Below are 20,708 nucleotides of genomic sequence, written 5' to 3'. Positions count from 1 at the left end.
CGGGCGGGCGGGCGGGCGACACGGCCCGGGGAGGCCGACCCGTCAGCGCGCGCCGACGAGCATCCAGCGGTCGGTCCGGGCCCGCAGGCCGAGCGTCACGGCCCGGGCCCCGACGTACCCGAGGCCGAACGTGAGCCAGAGCGCGACCGCACCGGTCGTGCCGGGGCCGACCCGCGCCTCCACGGGGATCAGCAGCGCGAGGTAGACCAGCACGCTGACGACGCTCGCGATCGCGAGGTAGCGCGCGTCGCCGGCGCCGAGCAGCACCCCGTCGAGCACGAACACGAACCCGGCCAGCGGGATGCCGACCGCCATCGCGACGACCACCGACGGCAACAGTGCACGCACCGCTTCGTCGCTGCTGAAGACGGGCGCGAGCACCGGGGCCAGCACGGCGAGCAGGGCGCCGAGCAGCACGCCGCCGCCGACGCCGAACAGCATGAGGCGTCGGGTGATCGCCCGCACGCGCTCGCGGTCGCCCTGGCCGAGCGCGTGCCCGACCATGGCCTGCCCCGCGATGGCGAGGGCGTCGAGGGCGAAGGCGAGGGTGCTGAACAGGGTCAGCGCGATCTGGATGACGGCGAGCCCGGCGACCCCCGAGGAGGCGGCGGCCGCGACGGTCGCGACGAGCGCGGCACGCAGACCCGCGTTCCGCACCAGCAGCCAGGCGCCCGAGCGGGCGGTCCGACCGACCCCGGCGAGACCCGGCCGCAGGTCGGCGCCGACGGCGCGCGCGGCCCGGACGGCGATGACGACGTAGACGGCGGCCATGCCCCACTGGGCGACGACGGTGCCCGCGGCCGAGCCGGCGATGCCCCAGCCGAACGCGTAGAGGAAGAGCGCGTTGAGCGCGGCGTTGGCCGCGAATCCGATGCCGGCGACGATGAGGGGCGTGCGGGTGTCCTGCAGGCCGCGGAGCAGGCCCGTCGCCGCGATGACGACGAGCATGCCCGGCAGGCCGAGCAGCGAGACGGAGAGGTAGGTGGTCGCGGCCCGGGCCACCTCGCCGTCGACCCCGAACAGGCCGACGAGAGGCCCGGCGGCGAACGCCCCCACGACCGCGAGGGCGACCCCGACGAAGAGCGCGAACCAGAGACCGTCGACGCCGGCGCGGATCGCCCCGCGACGGTCGCCCGCTCCCAGGCGCCGCGCCACGGTCGGCGTCGTCGCGTAGGCGAGGAAGATCAGCAGGCCCAGCGCCGTCTGCAGGATCACGCTCGCGACGCCCAGCCCGGCGAGGGGCGCTGACCCGAGGTGGCCGACGAGGGCGGTGTCGGTGAGCAGGAACAACGGCTCGGCCACGAGCGCGCCCAGCGCGGGCACGGCCAGGCGGAGGATCTCGCGGTCGAGGGGCGACCGGAGGCGCACGCTCAGTCGGTGCCGCGGAGGCGGCCGACCGCGGTCATCAGGTGGTAGACGACGATCGCCGCGACGGTGCCGAGGATGATGCCGCCGAAGCTCGCGCCGCCGACTGCGAAGGTGAAGTTCGCGATCCCCATGATCAGGGCGACGCCGGCCGTCAGCTGGTTCTTCGGGCGGCTGAAGTCGACCCTGTTCTCGACCCAGATCCGGATGCCGATGACCCCGATCAGGCCGTAGAGCGCGGTCGTCACGCCGCCGAGCACCCCCGGCGGGATGGTGAAGATGACGGCGCCGATCTTGGGCGAGAGGCCGAGCAGGATCGCCACGACGCCCGCGACCCAGTAGGCGGCGGTCGAGAAGACGCGCGTGGCGCTCATCACGCCGATGTTCTCGCCGTAGGTCGTGGTCGCCGAGCCGCCGCCGAGGCCGGCGAGCACGGTGCTGAGGCCGTCGGCGAACAGGGCGCGGCCGGTCAGGGGGTCGAGGTCGCGCTTGGTGAGCTGGCCGACGCCCTTCACGTGGCCGACGTTCTCGGCGATGAGGGCGAGCACGACGGGCAGGAACCCGAGGTAGATCGGCAGCTGCGCCGGGTCGAAGGCAGGGGCGGTGAAGGTCGGCAGCCCGACCCAGGCGGCGTCGCCGACCGCGTCGAACGAGACCTCTCCGAGCAGCACCGCGGCCACGTAGCCGACGACCACGCCGACGAAGATCGACAGGCGGCCGAGCAGGCCCTTGAACAGCACGGCGCTCAGCACGACGGCGGCGAGCGTGATGACGGCGGTGAGCGGCGCCAGCGCGAAGTTGTCCCGTGCCGCGGGCGCGAGGTTGAAGCCGATCAGGGCGACGATCGCGCCGCTGACCACCGGGGGCAGCAGGGCGTTGATCCACCGGGTGCCGGCGAGGTGCACGACGACGCCGACGATCGCGAGCAGGGCCCCGACGACGACGATGCCGCTGAGCGCGAGCGGGATGCCGCCGATGTCGGTCGCGGCGCCGATCGGGGCGAGGAACGCGAACGACGAGCCGAGGTAGCTCGGCAGCTTGTTCTTCGTGATGATGAGGAACAGCAGCGTGCCGATGCCCGAGAAGAGCAGGGTGGTGCTCGGCGGGAACCCCGTGATGATCGGCACGAGGAACGTCGCGCCGAACATGGCGACGACGTGCTGACCGCCCAGGCCGATGGTGCGCGGCCAGCTGAGCCGCTCCTCCGGCGCGACGATCTCGGTGGAGTCGACCGTCTTGCCGTCGCCGTGCAGTGCCCAGGGGAGTGCCATGGGCACGACTGTAGCGGGGCCCTGTTTCCCGCTCGTTTCCGCTCGTCCCTCCCCGTCGCCTGGGGAGGAGCGGGTCGGTCTGCACAGGTCGGCCTGCCCTGGGCACGGCGTCGGCGGCCCCGCCTAGGCTGACGGACATGACGACCGACGCGCTGTCCTCTGGCATCACCACCGACGAGCTCGACCCGGGGGTGCGTCCGCAGGACGACCTCTTCCGCCACGTGAACGGGCGGTGGATCGAACGGACCGAGATCCCCGACGACAAGGCGCGCTACGGCTCCTTCTACCTGCTGGCCGAAGAGGCCGAGGCGGCGGTGCGCGACATCGTGCACGAGTCGCAGTCCGCCGAGCCGGGCACCGAGGCCCGCAAGGTCGGCGACCTGTTCACGAGCTTCACCGACGAGGACCGGGTGGAGGCGCTGGGCGCCGAGCCGCTGCGCCCGCTGCTCGAGACGGTCGCCTCCGTCGACGACGTGCCCGGGCTGCTCCGCCTCGTCGGCGCCTTCGAGAAGCAGGGCGTCACGAGCTTCGTGCAGCTCTTCGTCGACAACGACCCGGGCGACCCCACGCGCTACGTCGTGCAGGTCGAGCAGGGCGGCCTCGGGCTGCCCGACGAGTCCTACTACCGCGAGGAGAAGAGCGAGGCGATCCGCGCCTCCTACGTCGCCTTCGTCGCACGCATGCTGGGCCTGGCCGGCCTCGACGACGCCGACGAGCGCGCGGCCCGCGTGATGCAGCTCGAGACGGCGATCGCGTCGCACCACTGGGACAACGTCGCGACCCGCGACAGCGACGCCACCTACAACCTGCTGCCCTGGTCCGAGGCCGCGGCGCTCGCCGAGGGCGTCGACCTCGACGCCTGGCGCGACGGCGTCGAGGCGCCCGCCGGCGTCTTCGACGAGGTCGTCGTGCGCGAGCCGTCGTTCGTCACCGGCCTGGCCGGCCTGCTGACCGACGACCGCCTGCCCGCCTGGCAGGACTGGCTGCGCTGGCAGGTCGTCCGCTCGTTCGCGGCGTACCTCTCGTCGCCCTTCGTCGAGGCGAACTTCGACTTCTACGGCCGCACCCTGACGGGCACGCCCGTGCAGCGCGCCCGCTGGAAGCGCGGCGTCTCGCTCGTCGAGGGCGCCATGGGCGAGGCCGTCGGCCGCATCTACGTCGAGCGCCACTTCGCGCCCGAGGCGAAGGAGGCGATGGACGTCCTGGTCGAGAACCTCGTCGAGGCGTACCGCCGCAGCATCGCCGACCTCTCGTGGATGACCGACGAGACCCGCGCCCGCGCCCTCGACAAGCTCGAGAAGTTCACGCCCAAGATCGGCTTCCCCGTGAAGTGGCGCGACTACTCGGCCCTCGAGGTCGACGCCGGCGACCTCGTCGGCAACGTGCGCGCCTCGGCCGCCGTCGGCTTCGACCGCGAGCTCGGCAAGATCGGCCAGCCGATCGACCGCGACGAGTGGTTCATGACCCCGCAGACGATCAACGCGTACTACAACCCCGGCTTCAACGAGATCGTGTTCCCGGCGGCGATCCTGCAGTTCCCGTTCTTCGACGCGAGCCGCGACGCGGCCGCGAACTACGGCGCCATCGGCGCCGTCATCGGCCACGAGATCGGCCACGGCTTCGACGACCAGGGCTCGAAGTACGACGGCGACGGCAAGCTCACCGACTGGTGGACCCCGGCCGACCGTGCGGCGTTCGAGCAGCTCACCAGCTCGCTGATCTCGCAGTACGACGCGCTGGCCCCGGCGCAGGTGCCCGAGCACCACGTCAACGGCGCGCTCACCATCGGCGAGAACATCGGCGACCTCGGCGGCCTCTCGATCGCCTACGACGCCTACCTCATCTCGCTCGACGGCGCCGAGGCGCCCGTGATCGACGGCATGACGGGCGCGCAGCGGTTCTTCCTGAGCTGGGCCCAGGCCTGGCAGATCAAGCTCCGCGACGAAGAGGCGATCCGGCTGCTGTCGATCGACCCGCACTCGCCGAACGAGTTCCGCTGCAACCAGATCGTGCGCAACATCGACGACTTCTACGACGCCTTCGAGCTGACCGAGTCGGACGCCCTCTGGCTGCCGCCCGAGCAGCGCGTCACGATCTGGTAGCCGAGGTGCCCGAGGGGCGGACCGGCAGGCACAGCAGCCGATCGGACGACGACGACGGCCGCGTCGGACGGCACGCGCCTCGGCCGACGGGGGCCGGCCTCGGCCGGTCGCTGGTCGCGCTCGGCGACCTCGCGGCCGAGGGGGTGCGCGTGTCCGCCTCGGCGTTCGACCTCGACGACGGCAGGGAGCTGCTCGGCGTCGACGACCAGGTCGTGCTGCCGGTGGCGCAGCTCGGCGCGGTGCTGCTGCTGATCGAGGTCAGCGCGCAGATCGAGTCGGGCCGGATCGGGGCGCTCGACGAGCTCGAGCGCACGGCCGGCCCCGGCAGCCGCTCGGCCCTGGGCGGCGGGGGAGTCTGGTCGTACCTGCAGCGGAGACGGCTCGCGGTCACCGACGCCGCCGCCCTCGTGGGCGCCCTCCGCGACCCGGCCGCCGTCAACGCGCTCCTCGGCCGGGTCGGGCTCGAGGCCGTCCGGGCCCGGGCCGACGACCTCGGCCTCCGTCGCACGGCGCTGCTCGACGAGGTCAGGTCGGAGCGGGGGCCCGACGACGCCCCCGGGCTGGCGGTCGGGACGACGCGCGAGCTGGCCCAGCTGACCGCCCTGCTCGCCCAGGGCGAGGTGGTCGGGTCGACGGTCAGCAGTCGGGTGCTCGGCTGGCTGTCGCTCGGCGTCGACCTGTCGCTCGTCGCGGCTCCGTTCGGGCTCGACCCCGTCTCGCACCGCCGCACCGACCACGACCTGCAGCTCGTCAACGCCGTGGGCAGCGACCGCGGCGTGCGCTCCGAGCTGGGCGTGCTGCGCGGCCCGGGCGGGGGCGTCGCCTACGCCGTGACCATCGCGTTCGACGACCTCACCCTCGACCACCGCCTCCGCGTGCTCGACGCGGCGCACGCGGTCGGGGCGGACCTGCTGGCGCACGTCCGCTAGGCGCGCGGCCAGCGTCGGGCTGCTCAGTCGACGAGGCCGAGCGCGGTCGCCAGGCGCAGCGTCTCCACGCCGGCGGGCGGGCAGCGGTCGGCGTCGGCCGAGGTGACCCAGTGCAGTTCGCCGATCTCGCCCGAGGGAGCGGGCTCGGCGCGGTCGTCGACGGGCGACGCCGACCAGAGCCGCATGTGCACCTCGCGGCCCTCGGGCTCGCCGTGGGCCTGGGTCCGGACGGTGCCGAGCTCGCGCAGCGACGACCGGTCGAGCTCGAGCCCGATCTCTTCGCGGGTCTCGCGGACGAGGGCGTCCTCGCCGGTCTCGCCCGCCTCCTGCTTGCCGCCGGGCAGGTAGAGCACGTCGCGTCCGCGGGCGGTGACCATGAGGAGGCGGCGGTCACGCACCAGCACGAGCGCGCTGACGACGATCGGGTCCATGCCCCCATCCTCGGGCATGCCGCCGGTTGCCGTCCCCGCCGAGCGGTCCCGTCACCCACGCCCGCCGCCCGGTCCCGTCACGTACGCCCTCCGCGCCTCTGAGCTGCCATCCCCGCAAATGCCGACAAGATCCGCATGAGAGCACGCTCAGCAACGGGAAATGCAGGTACAGCAGCGCGCGAGGTCGGCATTTGCTGAAACTGAGGTACACGCGGGGGCTGGCGCGTCTGCAGGATCCGACAAGATCGTCGCGCGGGGCTGCGCAATACGGGGATGTTCCCGCATTGCAGCTCGCGCGGTCGGCATTTGTAGAAGAGGACGTGCACGCTCACGTCGACGCACACGGGGCGCCGCCGTCAGCCAGACGGGAGGGCGCTAGCCGACGTCGCTGCGGCGCGGGGCGTCGGCCGGGCGCAGGGCCACGGGCTCGACGGCCGCGCGGGTGTCGGTGAGGCCGAAGAGGGCGTCGAGGCCGTCGCGGAACTCCTCGCCGCGGCCCTCGCGGGCGAGCTCGCGGGCGCGGACCGACGGGGTGTGCAGCAGCACGCCCGCCAGGTGCCGCAGCGCCGACTCGGTGCGCTCGGACGAGTCGCCACGCGAGCGGGCGCGCTCGATCTCGGCGTCGAGCAGGTCGAACACGTGGCGGCGCAGGGCGACGACGGCGGGGGTGAGCGACTGCTCGGCGGCGACGGCGTGGAACTCGGCGGCCGCGCTCGAGACGAGGGCGCGGGCGTCGTCGGCGGCGGTGAGCTCGGCCATCGGCGCGTGCAGGCTGATGGTCTCGAGGTCGAGCAGCTCGACGCCGGGCACGCGCGCGACGAGCGGGTCGACGTTGCGGGGCAGGCCCAGGTCGATGACGAGGCGGCGCGACGCGTCGACGACCTCGGGCACGACCACGGGCTCGGTCGTCGAGGTGCAGGTGATGAGCACGTCGCTCCACGAGATGGCCTCGGCCAGGTCGTCGAAGGGACGCAGGTCGTGCTTGAGCCCGAACCAGGAGGCGCGGCCCGAGGCCGAGAAGACGGCCAGGTCGTCGGCGCCGCGGTCGCGCAGGGCGGCGACGGTGGTGGCGGCGTACTGCCCTGTGCCGACGATGAGCACCCGGGCGTGCGACCAGTCGGTGACGCGCGACGAGGCGAGCTCGAGGGCGAGGCGGACGAGCGACCGCCCGGCACCGCCGACGTTGGTGCGGTTCTTGACGCCGCGGGAGGTCTGGGAGGCCTTCTGGAACAGGCGCTCGAGGTCGCGCGAGGTGGTGCCGCTGGTTCGGGCGGCCTCGAGGGCGCGGCGGACCTGGCCGGAGATCTCGTCCTCACCGACGACGACCGACTCGAGGCCCGAGCTGACCGCGAACAGGTGCTCGACGACCTCGTCGCCGGTGATGACGCGGACGTTGTCGCGCATCTCGTCGGGCTCGACGCCGCTGGCGGCGCTCATGGTGCTGATCGTGGCCTCGACCGCGACGGAGGCGGCGGCCGTGAGGGGCTCCTCGACGTCGACGTAGGCCTCGAACCGGTTGCAGGTCGCGAGCACGACGGCCCCGCCCACGAAGTCGTTCGCGTCGACCAGCGTGCTCGCCGCGGAGGGTGCGCCGATGCTCAACTTCTCGAGGAGGTCGAAGCTGGCGTTCCGGTGGGACGCCGTGAGGCAGATGAGCACGCGTCAATGGTAACTCTCATGTGCGAGTCGAACCCGGGGGTTGCCTCGATGTCGAGGCTGTGCCCGGTCGATCCGTGCACGGAGCGCACGTTCAGCGGCCCGGTGACACGCTGGCGGACGGCCCCGCATCACCGGGGCCCCGCACGACCTCGAGGAGCAGCACCATGACCGAAGGCACCACCGCCACCAGCACCCAGTGGCAGCTCGTCGCCCGCCCGCACGGCGAGCCGACGACCGACGACGTCCGCGAGGTCGAGGTCGAGCTGCCCGCCCTCGGCGCCGGCGAGGTCCGCGTCGCGAACGAGTACCTCTCGGTCGACCCGTACATGCGCGGCCGCATGAACGACGTGAAGTCCTACGTGCCGCCCTTCGCCCTGGGCGAGACCATGACCGGCGGCGCGATCGGCCGCGTCGTCGAGTCCGCCGCCGACGACCTCCCGGTCGGCACGGTGGTGCAGCACGACCTGGGCTGGCGGGACGTCGCGCAGGGCGCCTCCTCGTCGTTCCGCGCCGTGGAGCCCGCACCCGGCGTCGAGCTCTCCGCCTACCTGGGCGTGCTCGGCCTCACCGGCCTGACGGCGTACGTCGGCCTGACCGAGATCGCGGGCATCCGCGAGGGCGACGTCGTCTTCGTGTCGGGCGCCGCGGGCGCCGTCGGCACGATGGTCGGCCAGATCGCCCGGCTGAAGGGCGCGTCGCGCGTGGTCGGCAGCGCGGGCAGCGCCGAGAAGGTCGAGCTGCTCACCTCGAAGTACGGCTTCGATGCGGCGTTCAACTACAAGGACGGCGACGTCGCCGAGCTGCTGGCCGAGGCCGCGCCCGACGGCATCGACCTGTACTTCGACAACGTGGGAGGCGACCACCTGTCGGCCGCGCTGGGCGCCTTCAAGGACGGCGGCCGGGCGGCCCTCTGCGGCTCGATCGCCGGCTACAACGCGACCGGCGAGCCCGTCGGCATCACGGGCACGACGAACATCGTGACCCGCGGCCTCATGCTCAAGGGCTTCACGCTCGGCAACTACCGCCACGTCGCCCCGGCGTTCCAGGCCGAGATGGGCCCGTGGCTCGCGGCCGGCGACGTCGTGCACGACGAGACCGTCGTCGAGGGCATCCACTCGGCGTTCGACGCGTTCACCGGCCTGATGCGCGGGCAGAACGTCGGCAAGATGGTGGTCAAGGTCGGCTGAGCCCGTCCGCCGGGGCGCCCCGCGGTCGCCGGGGGCGCCCAGCGGCCGGGTGGGAGGATGGAGCACGTGACCCTGCCCGACACGCACCCGCTCCTCTCCGGCCGCACCGCCTCCTCGTCCCTCGTCCGCGCCCTGCGCGGCGACCGACCCGAGGTGCTGCCCGTCTGGTTCATGCGCCAGGCCGGCCGCTCGTTGCCCGAGTACCGGGCGCTGCGCGTCGGCACCGCGATGCTCGACGCCTGCCTCGACCCGGCGCTGTCGAGCGAGATCACGCTGCAGCCGGTCCGCCGGCACGGCGTCGACGCCGGCATCTTCTTCAGCGACATCGTCGTGCCGATCAAGCTCGCGGGGGTGGGCGTCGACATCGTCGCCGGCCGCGGCCCGGTGCTCGACCAGCCGATCCGCACGCCCGCCGACGTCGCCGCGCTGCGGCCCCTCGAGCAGGAGGCGCTGGCCCCGATCGCCGAAGGGGTCGCCCGCACCGTCGCCGAGCTGGGCGACACCCCCCTGATCGGTTTCGCCGGTGCGCCCTTCACGCTGGCGGCGTACCTGGTCGAGGGCGGCCCCTCGAAGGACCACATCCGCGCCCGCGCCCTCATGCACAGCGACCCCGAGACCTGGCAGGCGCTGCTCGGCTGGGCCGCCGACGTCACGGGGGCGTTCCTCCGCGCGCAGGTGCTCGCGGGCGCCAGCGCGGCCCAGCTCTTCGACTCGTGGGTCGGCAGCCTCTCGCTCGCCGACTACGAGCAGCACGTCGCCCCCTTCTCGGCCCGGGCGCTCTCGCACGTGGCCGACCTCGACGTGCCGACCATCCACTTCGGCGTGGGCAGCGGCGAAGTGCTCTCGGCGATGCACGGCGTCGGGGTCGACGCGGTCGGCGTCGACTGGCGCATCCCCCTCGACGAGGCGTCGCGACGCCTGGGCGGCGGCGTCCCGGTGCAGGGCAACATCGACCCCGCGATGCTGCAGGCGCCGTGGCCGGTGCTCGAGGCGCACGTCCGCGAGGTCGTCCGTCGCGGCCGTGCGGCCCCCGCCCACGTGCTCAACCTGGGCCACGGCGTCGGTCCCGACACCGACCCCGACGTGCTGACCCGCGTCGTGGCGCTCGCCCACACCCTGTAGGAGGCGCGCGACCGTGACCGAGGCGACCCGCTCCTCCGGGGCGGCCACGCGGCGCGCGCTCGTGGTGGGCGGCGGCGTCGCCGGCCTCGTCGTCGCCCGCGACCTCGCGTCGGCGGGCGTCGACGTGGTGCTCGTCGAGGCCTCCGACCGCCTCGGCGGCGAGGTCGGCCGCCACGTCGTGGGCGGCCTGCCGCTCGACGCGGGCGCCGAGAGCTTCGCCACCCGCGGCGGCACGGTGCGGGCGTACCTCGACGAGCTCGGCCTCGGCGACGACGTCGTGCTGCCCGACCCGCGCGGGGCGTGGGTGCAGCACGGCAGCGGCCAGGCGTTCCCGTTGCCGCGGACCGGGCTGCTCGGCATCCCGGGCGACCTCGCGGCCGACGACGTCGTCGCGGTGGTGGGCGCGGCCGGCACGGCGGAGGCTGCCCGGCTCGACGCGGCCCCGGGCGACGTCGGCGCCGACGAGACCTCGGTCGGCGGCCTCGTGCGCGTGCGCATGGGCGACGCCGTGCTCGACCGGCTCGTCACGCCGATCATCGGCGGAGTCCACTCCGTCCACCCCGACGCGCTCTCCGTCGACCGGGTCGCCCCCGGCCTGCGGGCGGCGCTGCGGCGCGAGGGCTCCCTGGCGGCCGCGGTGCTCAGCGTGCGGGCCCTGGCGCCGGCGGGCTCGGCGGTCGCGGGGCTGCGCGGCGGCATGGCCAGCCTCGCGGAGGCGCTGGTCGCCGAGCTCGACCGCCTCGGCGTCGAGGTGAGGCTCGGCGCGCACGTGGCCGCGCTCGACGGGCGCTCGGTCACGCTGAACGGCGACGCGGCCGCGGCCGGCCAGGGTGCTGCGGCGACGTCGAGCACGTCGGGTGCGCCCGAGCGCCTCGAGGCCGACGTCGTCGTGCTCGCCGTCGGCGACGGGGCCGGGCGCGTCCTCACCGGCCGGGCGGCCCACGCCGCCGGGCTCATCACCCTCGCCACGCTCGTGCTGCGCGACCCGCGGCTCGACGCCGCGCCCCGGGGCACGGGCGTGCTCGTCGCGCCCGGCGCCGACGGCGTGCGCGCCAAGGCCCTCACCCACGCGACCGCGAAGTGGCCGTGGCTCGCGGAGCGCGCCGCGGGGCGGCACGTGCTGCGGCTCAGCTACGACTCCCCGGCGGTGACGGGCGCCACCACCGACGACGAGCTGCGCTCGACGGCGCTCGCCGACGCCTCGGTGCTGCTCGGGCTGACGCTCGACCCGGCCACCGTCGAGGACGCGGCGCGGGTGGAGTGGTCGGCGCCCCTCCCGCAGGAGGCGGCGGGCGCCTCCTCGTCCCTGCCCGACGGCGTCGTCCGCGTCGGCGGCGCCGTGGCCGGTCGGGGGCTCGCCGCCGTGATCGCCCACGCGCGTCGCGTCGCGGCGGAGCTCGTCGCCCGCTGACCCGCGCCCCGCGCCCCCCCCGCCCCGCGCCCTCGCGCCCCGCGCGGCCGATCGATGTGCCCCGAACGGTCGGCGGCGGGGTCGGCGGACGACCATCTCGGGCAAGTGGACGCCCGGGACGGACACGTGCGGGCACGTCCGGGCGGTGGCGGGCGGCACCGGGCTACATTGGGACAGCGCGCCGGGCACCGGTCCGTGCCCACACACATGAATGGAGCGACATGCGAGGCAAACTGATCTTCGTCGCCGGAGCAGCCGTCGGATTCGTGCTGGGCGCTCGCGCCGGCCACGACCGCTACGAGCAGATCGCCGCGAACTCGTCGAAGCTGTGGAACAGCCGCGCCGTGCAGCGCCAGGTCGTCAAGGCCGAGGACTTCGCCGGCGGGCTCGCCGCCGACGCGGTCGACGCCGTCGTCGAGGGCGTGAAGACGGTGGCCGTGAAGGTCGTCGGAGGCGGGAAGAAGAAGAAGTGACCGACTCCACGCGGAGCGACAAGGTGCGCCGGGGGACGAGGTCGCGCTCGTTCTTCGCCCTCGTGCAGGACGTCCCGACCCTCGTCACCGATCTCGTCAAGGGCGAGCTCGCGCTGCTCAAGTACGAGATCATCGGCACGCTCAAGGCGTTCGGCATCGGCGCGGGGTTCCTCGTCGGCGCCCTCGTGTTCGTCTTCGCGATGCTCGGCGTGCTGCTGACCGGCATCGTCCTGCTGATCGCGATCTGGCTGCCGGGCTGGCTGTCGGCGCTCATCGTCGCCTTCGTGCTGCTGCTCGTCGCGGCCCTGCTCGCTCTCCTCGGCTACAAGAGCATCAAGAAGGGCCTCCCGGCCGTGCCGGAGAAGACCATCGCGAGCCTCAAGCGCGACCTCAAGGCCGTGAAGGGCGTCGGCACCATCCCGGGACACGACGTCACCGACGTCTGAGCCGGCGCCTCCTCGAGGCCCTGCGAGCCCCGCTCGCGCCCCCTTCCCCGCACGCACCGATCGGAGACCCCGTGAGCGACAGCAACGACATCCAGGCCCACATCGACCGCACCCGTGCCGAGCTCGCCGCGACGCTCAACGAGCTCGAGGACAAGCTCAACGTCCCGAAGCAGCTCGGCATCGCCGGCCACCGGGCGAAGTCGTCGATCTCGCGCGACCCGGTGCCGTGGGCGGCGGGCGCGGGCGTGGCCGCGCTGGCCCTCGTGGGAGTGGTCGTCGCGGCCGTCAAGCGCCGCTGACGGGGTCGCCCCGAGGATCGCTCGACGGGCCTGCTACCTGGTTGGGCTCCCAGCCCGCACAGGAGGAGAATGGCGGCATGAGTCACAGCGCCGACGCGCCAGTTCCCGAGCTGCCGACGTCTGATCACCCCGCTGCCCTCACGGGCGACAGCACCGAGTCCCGTCCCTTGGAGGCTGCCAGCCCCGCCGACGCACCCGCCGAGCGCCTGGGCTACACGCTCTGGGCCGTGCTGCGGCGCGACCCGCAGAACCCGTACGCGCCCGAGCTCGACGACGTCGCACAGCTCGACGAGCTCGTCGAGACGCTGGCTGCCGAGGGCGTCGTCGTGCGCGGCTTCTACGACGTCAGTGCGCTGCGTGCCGACGCCGACGTCATGATCTGGCTGCACGGCGAGGTGCCCGAGACGATCCAGTCGGCGTACCGCCGCCTGCTGCGCACCGACGTGCTCGGCGGCCTGCTGCCCACCTGGAACGCGATGGGCATGCACCGCGACGCCGAGTTCTCGCGCAACCACAGCCCCGCCTTCATGCGCGGCAAGGAGCCCGAGGCCTGGCTCACCGTCTACCCCTTCGTCCGCAGCTACGAGTGGTACCTGCTGCCCGAGGGCGAGCGTCGTCAGATGCTCGCCGAGCACGGCAAGCAGGGGTCCGAGCACCGTGCGGTGCTCACGAACACCGTGGCCAGCTTCTCGCTCGGCGACTACGAGTGGATCCTGGCCCTCGAGGCGCCCGAGCTCGTGCAGCTCGTCGACCTCATGCGCGACCTCCGCTACACCGAGGCCCGCCGACACGTCCGCGAAGAGGTGCCGTTCTACACGGGCCGTCGCATCACCACCACCGAGATCATCGAGGTCCTGTCGTGACTGACACCACCGGCATCACCAACGGCCAGCTCGTCCGCGCGGCCACCCCCGCGGCCGCCCAGGGGCCCGAGCACGTCAGCGTGCCCACCGACTACGACGCGATCCTGCTCGCGGGCTTCGGCGGGCCCGAGGGCCAGGACGACGTCATCCCGTTCCTCCGGAACGTGACGCGTGGTCGCGGCATCCCCGAGGAGCGCCTCGAGGAGGTCGCCACGCACTACCGCCACTTCGGCGGCGTCAGCCCGATCAACGAGCACAACCGCGAGCTCAAGGCCGCCCTCGAGGGCGAGCTGTCGCGCCGCGGCATCGACCTGCCCGTCATCTGGGGCAACCGCAACTGGGACCCGTACATGGCCGACGCGGTGCGCGAGGCCGACGAGCGCGGCTTCACGAAGCTCATCGCGGTCGCGACCAGCGCCTACTCGTCCTACAGCTCGTGCCGCCAGTACCGCGAGGACTTCGCGATGGCGCTCGAGGCCACCGGCCTCGAGGGCAAGATCATGATCGACAAGGTGCGTCAGTTCTTCGACCACCCCGGCTTCGTGCAGCCGTTCATCGACGGCGTGCGCGACGGCCTCCGCAAGGCGCAGGCCGAGAACGCCGACCTCGACCTCGCGACCGAGGTGCAGGTGCTCTTCGCCACGCACTCGATCCCCTCCACCGACGCGGCCCGCAGCGGCCCCGAGGCCCGCGGGTTCGACGACGAGGGCGCCTACGCCGCCCAGCACAAGGCCGTCGCCGAGGTCGTCATGGCCGCCGCCGAGGCGGCCCTCGGCCTCGAGCTCCCCGCCGAGGGCGGCACGACCGTGCCCTGGCAGCTCGTGTACCAGTCGCGCAGCGGCCCGCCCTCGATGCCGTGGCTCGAGCCCGACATCAACGACGCCATCGACGACCTCGCCGGCGGCCCGACGCGCGCCGTCGTCATCGTGCCGCTCGGCTTCGTCAGCGACCACATGGAGGTCATGTGGGACCTCGACGAGGAGGCGCTCGAGACCAGCGAGAAGAACGGCTTCTGGGCGACCCGCACCCCCACCCCCGGCATCGACCCGAACTACGTGACGGGCCTCGTCGACCTCGTGCTCGAGCGCGTCGAGGGCGTGCCGGCGGAGGACCGCCCGCACCTCACCGACATCGGTCCCTGGTACGACGTCTGCCGCCCCGGCTGCTGCGAGAACGTGCGCCTCGGGTTCAAGCCCGCCGTCTCGGGATTGGTGCCGTAGCGACGTGGCGACACTGCGAGTAGGCACCCGGGCGAGCGCGCTCGCCGTCGCCCAGTCGACCACCGTGGCCGAGCGCCTCGCCGCCGCCACGGGCCACGACGTCGAGCTGGTGCGCGTGCACACCGAGGGCGACCGCACCCAGGCGACGGGCGAGTCGCTCTCGCTCGGCGGCACGGGCGTGTTCGCCAGCGCGCTGCGCGAGGCGCTGCTCGCCGACGAGTGCGACGTGCTGGTGCACTCCCTCAAGGACCTGCCCACCGCCTCCCACCCGGGTCTGCACATCGGGGCGATCCCCGGCCGCGCCGACGCCCGCGACGCCCTGTGCGCCCGCGACGGCCTCACGCTCGAGACGCTGCCGCAGGGCGCGAAGGTCGGCACCGGCTCGCCCCGCCGCGTCGCCCAGCTGCTCGCGCGGCGCCCTGACCTCGAGGTCGTGCCGATCCGCGGCAACGTCGACACCCGCCTCCGCCGCGTCGAGGACGACCTCGACGCCGTCGTGCTCTCCGCGGCCGGCCTGGGCCGGCTCGGCCGCGCCGCCGCCGTCACCGACCTGCTGGGCCTCGGCTGGTGGCCGAGCGCGCCCGGCCAGGGCGCCCTGGCCGTCGAGGTGCGCGAGGGCGACCCGAGCGACGACCTCGTCCGCGGCCTGCGCGCCCTCGAGCACGTCGAGACCCGTCTCGTCGTCACCGCCGAGCGTGAGGTGCTCGCGGGCCTCGAGGCCGGCTGCTCTGCCCCGATCGGCGCCACCGCGGTGGTCGACGCCGGCCTGCTGCTGCTCAGCGCCACGGTCTACAGCCCCGACGGGTCGCGGCGGCTGAGCTCGTCGCACGCCGTCTCCCTCGAGGAGGGGCCCGTCACGGCCCAGCTCGCCGACGTCCACGAGGTGGCCGGCCGGGTCGTCGACGAGCTGCTCGAGCTCGGCGCGGCCGAGCTCGCCCCGCTCGGCGAGGGGCCCTCCGGCGGGGACCCGCTGGGGAGCGCCTCGTGACCCCGGCCAAGCCCCTGAAGGGCGTGCGCGTGCTCGTGCCGCGCGGCGGCAAGTGGGGCGACGGCGTCTCGGCGTCGCTGCGCTCGTACGGCGCCGCGCCCGTCATCGCGCCCCTCATCAACTTCGCCCCCGCCGAGACGCCAGAGCTGCTCGCCGCGGCCCTCGCCCGCCTGCAGGCCGGCGTCTACGAGTGGCTCGTCGTGACCAGCGCGACGACGGTCGACGTGCTCGTCGGCAACGGCATCCGGCCCATCCCCGCGACGCGGATCGCGGCGGTGGGCGAGACGACCGCCGCGGCCCTGACGCTCGCCGGCTACCACGTCGACTTCGTCCCCGAGGGGGACAACTCGGCACGCGGCCTCGTCAAGGAGTGGCCCTCGGAGCTCGTCGCCGGGCGGGTGCTCGTGCCCCAGTCCGACATCGCCGAGCCGACCCTGGTCGCCGGACTCTCGGCCCGGGGCTTCGACGCCGAGTTCGTCTCGGCCTACCGCACCGTCGGCGTGCCCGTCACCGACGACGTCGTGCGCGACGTCGCCTCCGGCGACATCAGCGTGCTGCTCGTCACCTCGGGCAGCGTCGCCCGCCAGATCGCCGCCCAGCTGGCGCCGCTGCCCGCGAGCACCGTCGTCGCCTGCATCGGACCCCGCACCGCCTTCGACGCGCGGGCCGCGGGCCTGCCCGTCCACCTGATCGCCGAGACCCGCTCCGCCGCCGCGCTCGTGGCGGCGGTGGTCGAGAACGCCGTCGCCGGCGGCTCGGCCGACCCCGACGACGCGTACGGAGGGGGTCGCTGACGCGACCCTCCCGCGGTGCCCGCACCGCGCCTCCTCGGCTCGACCGTGCCGGGGCCCCCAGATCGACGACCCGAGAAGGACCATGTCCCAGTTCCCCCGCGTGCGGCCCCGCCGGCTGCGCGCCACCCCTGCCCTCCGCCGCCTGACCGCCGAGACGCGCCTGCACCCGGCCGACCTGGTGCTGCCGATGTTCGTGCGCGAGGGGATCGACGAGCCCGTCGCGATCAGCTCGATGCCCGGCGTCGTGCACCACAGCCTGTCGAGCCTGCCGCGGGCCGTCGAGCAGGCCGCCGAGGCCGGGGTCGGGGGCGTCATGCTCTTCGGCGTGCCGCTCGAGAAGGACGCGGTCGGCTCGGGGGCGACCGACCCCGAGGGCATCCTCAACGTCGGCACCCGCGTCGCGGTCGACGCCGCGCAGGGCGCGCTCGTCGTGCAGACCGACCTCTGCCTCGACGAGTTCACCGACCACGGCCACTGCGGCGTGCTCGCCGCCGACGGCTCGGTCGACAACGACGCCACCCTCGTGCGCTACGACGAGATGGCGGTCGTGCAGGCCGAGGCCGGCTCGCAGCTGATCGGCATGAGCGGCATGATGGACGGCCAGATCGGGTCGGCGCGCGAGGCCCTCGACGACGCCGGCTTCGGCGGCACCGCCCTGCTCGCCTACGCGGCGAAGTACGCGTCGGCGTTCTACGGCCCGTTCCGCGAGGCCGTCCAGTCGACGCTCGTGGGCGACCGGCGCACCTACCAGCAGGACGCCGCCAACGGCCGCGAGGGCATCCGCGAGGTCGAGCTCGACCTGGCCGAGGGCGCCGACATCGTCATGGTGAAGCCCGCGATGAGCTACCTCGACGTGCTCGCCGAGACCGCGGCCATGAGCCCCGTGCCGGTCTGGGCCTACCAGATCAGCGGCGAGTACGCGATGATCCACGCGGCCGCCGCGAACGGCTGGATCGACCTCGACGCCGCCTCGTACGAGAGCGTGCTCTCGATCAAGCGCGCCGGTGCGGACGCGATCCTCACCTACTGGGCCACCGAGCTGGCCACCCGTCTGCGCAAGGGAGACATCTGATGGACGACCACGCCAACGAGCACTACTTCACCCGCGCCAAGCAGTCGATCCCGGGCGGGGTGAACTCGCCCGTGCGCGCCTACGGCAGCGTCGGGGGCACGCCGAGGTTCCTCGTCGGGGCGAAGGGCCCGCACGTCACCGACGCCGAGGGCCGCGAGTACGTCGACCTCGTCGCCTCCTGGGGCCCCGCGATCCTCGGGCACGCGCACCCCGAGGTGGTGCGCGCCGTGCAGGAGGCGGCGGCCCGCGGGCTGTCGTTCGGCGCCTCGACGCCGGCCGAGACCGAGCTGGCCGAGCTGGTGCGCGAGCGCGTGGCCGTCGGCGACGCCCGCCCGATCGGCAAGATCCGCATGGTGTCGACCGGCACCGAGGCGACCATGACCGCCATCCGGCTGGCCCGCGGCTACACCGGCCGCGACCTGCTCGTGAAGTTCGCCGGTCACTACCACGGCCACTCCGACTCGCTGCTGGCCGAGGCCGGCTCGGGCGTCGCCACCCTGTCGATGCCCGGCTCGGCCGGCATCACCGCCGAGACCGCCGCGCAGACGCTCGTGCTGCCCTACAACGACCTCGACGCGGTGCGCGCCGCGTTCGACGAGCACGGGCCGCGCATCGCGGCCGTCATCGTGGAGGCGGCGGCCGCGAACATGGGGGTCGTCCCGCCCCAGCGCGGCTTCAACCGCAGCCTGTCCGAGATCACGACCCGCCACGGCGCGCTGCTGATCGTCGACGAGGTCCTCACCGGGTTCCGCGTCGGCCCCGCCGGCTGGTGGGGCCTCGAGGCGTCGAAGGTCGTGCCCGACGGCGCGGGCTGGGAGCCCGACCTCGTCACCTTCGGCAAGGTCATCGGCGGCGGGCTGCCCCTCGCCGCCCTCGGCGGGCGCGCCGACGTCATGGACCACCTGGCGCCCACGGGCCCGGTGTACCAGGCCGGCACGCTGAGCGGGAACCCCGTCGCCGTCGCGGCCGGCATCACCACGCTGCGGCTCGCGACGCCCGACGTCTACGCCCGGCTCGACGCCGTCGCCGACACCCTGTCGCGCGAGGTCTCGGCGGCGCTGTCGGCCGAGGGCGTCGAGCACTCGGTGCAGCACGCCGGCTCGCTCTTCTCGTTCGCGTTCTCGGCGACCCCGCCGCGGGACTACGACGACGTGCGGGCCCAGCAGACCTGGCGCTACCCCGCGTTCTTCCACTCGATGCTCGACTCGGGCGTGGCCCTGCCGCCGTCGGTCTACGAGGCCTGGTTCGTCACCGCGGCGCACGACGACGCGACCGTGTCGCGCATCCTCGACGCCGTGCCCGCGGCGGCCCGGGCGGCGGCCGCGGCGACCGAGCCCGGCGCCTAGGGCGGGGCAGGCCGGGCGGCTGGCCGGGACAGCGCGCGGCCCCGGCGACGGCGACTAGCCGGCTGACCGAGCCGACCGCGCCGTGCGCGCCGCCCAGCGCCCGTCGACGCGGTCGATGACGAGCGGATGGTCGAACGCCGCCGACACGAGCTCCGAGGTCAGCACCTCGTCGGCCGGGCCTCGGGCCGTGACGCGCCCCTCGCGCAGCAGCACCGCGTGGGTGGTGCTCGCTGGGAGGTCTTCGAGGTGGTGCGTCACGGTGACGGAGGCGACCTCGGGGTGGGCCGTGCGGAGCGCGTCGACGGTGTCGAGCAGGTGCTCCCGGGCGGCGACGTCGAGGCCCGTGGCCGGTTCGTCGAGCAGCAGCAGGGCAGGCTCGGCGAGCAACGCGCGGGCGATGAGGGCCCGGCCGCGCTCGCCCTGCGACAGGACGCTCCAGCGGCTGTCGCGCCGCGCCTCCATCCCCACGGAGGCGGTGAGCCGGTCGGCGCGCGCCTCCTGCTCTGCAGTGGGCGACCACCGCACCACGGGGTCGCTGCTGCCCGTCGCACCGGTCAGCACCACCTCGCGCACGGTGTTGTCGCCCACCATGCGGTGCCGCGGGTCGACGTGGCCGATCTGCCGTCGCAGCTCGGCCAGGTCGACGCGGCCCAGCCGCCGCCCGAGCACCTCGACGGTGCCGGCGGTCGGGTGGGCACGGGCGCCGCAGAGGGCGAGCAGGGTCGTCTTGCCGGCGCCGTTCGGGCCGATCAGGGCCCAGTGCTCGCCGGCGCGGACGCGCAGCGAGACGTCGTCGAGCAGGTCACGTCCGCGCCGCGAGACCCGGACGCCGTCGACGTCGAGGACCACGGGCGTCTGCACGTCGTCGGTCACCGTGACCGTCAGGCGGGGTAGATGCCCGTCTCGCGGACCTCCGCGAAGAAGCCGTCGAAGCGGCCGGGCTGCTCGCGGACGAGCTCGCCGGCGCGCTCGCCGTCGCCCTCGCGGAGGGCGTCGCGCAGGGCGGTCGTGAAGGTCGTCGACTCGTCGTACGGGAAGGCGCCCGCGACGGCCGCGCGACGGAACAGGAGCTGCAGCAGCGGCCCCGTCGTCGCCCAGACGCGGCGCAGGGTGCCGCTGCCGGCGGCCTCGACCAGCAGGTCGTCGAGACGGCCGATGTCGGCGACGGGCTCCTGCTCGTGGGCCGCGAGGGCGGCGAGGCGACGGTCGAGCACGGCGACGGCCTCGTCGCGCTCGGCGCCGGACAGGGCGGAGACGCCGCGCTCGACGACCAGCGACCAGATCTGGTAGCCGGTGCGGACGGTGTCGACGAACTCGTCGTAGCTGGGCGCGACGATCCGCGTGTAGCGGTTCGCCTCGATGTCGACGAGCGCCTGGTCGGCGAGCTTGGCGATCGCCTCGCGGACGGGGGTGCGGGAGACGCCGAGCCAGGCGACGAGCTGGTCGTCGTTGAGCCGCTCGCCCAGCTCGAGCGTGCCGTCGATGATCGCCTCGAAGACCTTGTCGTAGACGACGTCGCGCAGCAGGCGACGGGGTGTGGGGGGCTGGTCGGTCAACGTGGGGATCGGCATCCGGGTTGCTCCATATCGGGTCGGGGTGCTGCCAGCTCGGCTCCCTGCGCCGGGTGCTGTCACACCACCGTGTGCGAAGACGTATCGGGTATCCGGTACTTCATGTGAGCTTAGCGCGGCAGCTCGTCCAGGCACAGTGCGGGATGCCCCCTGTTCGCG

General features: G+C 74.2%; 20 protein-coding genes. 14 read left to right on the top strand and 6 right to left on the bottom strand.

Going from position 1 to position 20,708, the window contains the following annotated elements; translation table 11 throughout:
- Positions 1 to 42 precede the first annotated feature (42 nt).
- Together FHR78_RS10515 and FHR78_RS10510 are read right to left on the bottom strand one after the other, a co-directional pair.
- Positions 43 to 1,374 (bottom strand): MATE family efflux transporter, encoded by a 1,332-nt coding sequence (locus FHR78_RS10515; protein WP_432207154.1) that lies wholly within the window; start codon positions 1,372 to 1,374, stop codon positions 43 to 45.
- Complete coding sequence (locus tag FHR78_RS10510) at positions 1,371 to 2,636, bottom strand: uracil-xanthine permease family protein (protein WP_166760427.1); 1,266 nt, start codon at positions 2,634 to 2,636, stop codon at positions 1,371 to 1,373. Before FHR78_RS10510 ends, FHR78_RS10515 begins: the two co-directional genes overlap by 4 nt.
- Positions 2,637 to 2,773: 137 nt before the next feature.
- Between FHR78_RS10510 and FHR78_RS10505 the strand changes: the two genes are divergently transcribed.
- Both FHR78_RS10505 and FHR78_RS10500 read left to right on the top strand, forming a co-directional pair.
- Positions 2,774 to 4,738, top strand: coding sequence for a M13 family metallopeptidase (locus tag FHR78_RS10505; protein WP_166760426.1), 1,965 nt, complete (start codon positions 2,774 to 2,776; stop codon positions 4,736 to 4,738).
- A gap of 149 nt (positions 4,739 to 4,887) precedes the next feature.
- Positions 4,888 to 5,667 (top strand): serine hydrolase, encoded by a 780-nt coding sequence (locus FHR78_RS10500; RefSeq protein ID WP_347878145.1) that lies wholly within the window; start codon positions 4,888 to 4,890, stop codon positions 5,665 to 5,667.
- A gap of 23 nt (positions 5,668 to 5,690) precedes the next feature.
- Here FHR78_RS10500 and FHR78_RS10495 read toward each other — a convergent pair whose 3' ends face one another.
- Positions 5,691 to 6,098, bottom strand: coding sequence for an NUDIX hydrolase (locus tag FHR78_RS10495; protein ID WP_208393060.1), 408 nt, complete (start codon positions 6,096 to 6,098; stop codon positions 5,691 to 5,693).
- A 375-nt stretch (positions 6,099 to 6,473) separates the two neighbouring features.
- A complete protein-coding gene (locus FHR78_RS10490; protein ID WP_166760423.1) occupies positions 6,474 to 7,757 on the bottom strand; it encodes a glutamyl-tRNA reductase in 1,284 nt (427 codons plus the stop codon).
- 164 nt (positions 7,758 to 7,921) lie between these two features.
- On the opposite strand from FHR78_RS10490, the gene FHR78_RS10485 reads away from it, so the two are divergent.
- The 12 genes from FHR78_RS10485 (at position 7,922) to hemL (ending at position 18,978) form a co-directional block, all read left to right on the top strand.
- The gene (locus tag FHR78_RS10485) at positions 7,922 to 8,944 is read left to right on the top strand and encodes an NADP-dependent oxidoreductase (RefSeq protein WP_166760422.1); all 1,023 of its coding nucleotides are present in this window, start codon (positions 7,922 to 7,924) and stop codon (positions 8,942 to 8,944) included.
- A 57-nt stretch (positions 8,945 to 9,001) separates the two neighbouring features.
- Positions 9,002 to 10,066 carry a uroporphyrinogen decarboxylase gene (gene hemE, locus FHR78_RS10480; protein WP_166760421.1) on the top strand — a complete coding sequence of 355 codons (1,065 nt, stop codon included), beginning with the start codon at positions 9,002 to 9,004 and terminating at the stop codon, positions 10,064 to 10,066.
- A gap of 13 nt (positions 10,067 to 10,079) precedes the next feature.
- The gene (locus FHR78_RS10475; RefSeq protein WP_347878143.1) at positions 10,080 to 11,477 is read left to right on the top strand and encodes a protoporphyrinogen/coproporphyrinogen oxidase; all 1,398 of its coding nucleotides are present in this window, start codon (positions 10,080 to 10,082) and stop codon (positions 11,475 to 11,477) included.
- A 221-nt stretch (positions 11,478 to 11,698) separates the two neighbouring features.
- Positions 11,699 to 11,950, top strand: coding sequence for a hypothetical protein (locus FHR78_RS10470; protein ID WP_166760420.1), 252 nt, complete (start codon positions 11,699 to 11,701; stop codon positions 11,948 to 11,950).
- Positions 11,947 to 12,396, top strand: a complete 450-nt coding sequence (locus tag FHR78_RS10465; protein ID WP_347878142.1) for a phage holin family protein — start codon at positions 11,947 to 11,949, stop codon at positions 12,394 to 12,396. Before FHR78_RS10470 ends, FHR78_RS10465 begins: the two co-directional genes overlap by 4 nt.
- 71 nt (positions 12,397 to 12,467) lie before the next feature.
- Entirely contained in the window at positions 12,468 to 12,695 is a 228-nt protein-coding gene (locus tag FHR78_RS10460; RefSeq protein ID WP_166760419.1) for a DUF3618 domain-containing protein, read from the top strand.
- 77 nt (positions 12,696 to 12,772) lie between these two features.
- On the top strand, positions 12,773 to 13,558 hold the full coding sequence (gene hemQ, locus FHR78_RS10455; protein ID WP_166760418.1) for a hydrogen peroxide-dependent heme synthase: 786 nt from the start codon (positions 12,773 to 12,775) through the stop codon (positions 13,556 to 13,558).
- A complete protein-coding gene (locus tag FHR78_RS10450; RefSeq protein WP_166760417.1) occupies positions 13,555 to 14,778 on the top strand; it encodes a ferrochelatase in 1,224 nt (407 codons plus the stop codon). Before hemQ ends, FHR78_RS10450 begins: the two co-directional genes overlap by 4 nt.
- Before the next feature lie 4 nt (positions 14,779 to 14,782).
- Entirely contained in the window at positions 14,783 to 15,766 is a 984-nt protein-coding gene (hemC, locus tag FHR78_RS10445; protein ID WP_166760416.1) for a hydroxymethylbilane synthase, read from the top strand.
- Positions 15,763 to 16,560: a uroporphyrinogen-III synthase gene (locus tag FHR78_RS10440; RefSeq protein WP_166760415.1), complete on the top strand. Its 798-nt coding sequence runs from the start codon at positions 15,763 to 15,765 to the stop codon at positions 16,558 to 16,560. Before hemC ends, FHR78_RS10440 begins: the two co-directional genes overlap by 4 nt.
- Before the next feature lie 82 nt (positions 16,561 to 16,642).
- Complete coding sequence (hemB, locus tag FHR78_RS10435) at positions 16,643 to 17,632, top strand: porphobilinogen synthase (protein WP_166760414.1); 990 nt, start codon at positions 16,643 to 16,645, stop codon at positions 17,630 to 17,632.
- Positions 17,632 to 18,978, top strand: coding sequence for a glutamate-1-semialdehyde 2,1-aminomutase (hemL, locus tag FHR78_RS10430; protein ID WP_166760413.1), 1,347 nt, complete (start codon positions 17,632 to 17,634; stop codon positions 18,976 to 18,978). Before hemB ends, hemL begins: the two co-directional genes overlap by 1 nt.
- Before the next feature lie 54 nt (positions 18,979 to 19,032).
- On the opposite strand, the gene FHR78_RS10425 is transcribed toward hemL, so the two are convergent.
- Together FHR78_RS10425 and FHR78_RS10420 are read right to left on the bottom strand one after the other, a co-directional pair.
- A complete protein-coding gene (locus FHR78_RS10425; RefSeq protein WP_347878141.1) occupies positions 19,033 to 19,851 on the bottom strand; it encodes an ABC transporter ATP-binding protein in 819 nt (272 codons plus the stop codon).
- An 8-nt stretch (positions 19,852 to 19,859) separates the two neighbouring features.
- Positions 19,860 to 20,549 carry a GntR family transcriptional regulator gene (locus FHR78_RS10420; RefSeq protein ID WP_166760412.1) on the bottom strand — a complete coding sequence of 230 codons (690 nt, stop codon included), beginning with the start codon at positions 20,547 to 20,549 and terminating at the stop codon, positions 19,860 to 19,862.
- Positions 20,550 to 20,708 lie beyond the last annotated feature (159 nt).

Origin of the sequence: Frigoribacterium faeni, from assembly GCF_011761235.1 — a bacterium.
GTDB classification, from domain to species: domain Bacteria; phylum Actinomycetota; class Actinomycetes; order Actinomycetales; family Microbacteriaceae; genus Frigoribacterium; species Frigoribacterium faeni_A.
This window is presented reverse-complemented; position numbering and strand designations above follow the sequence as displayed.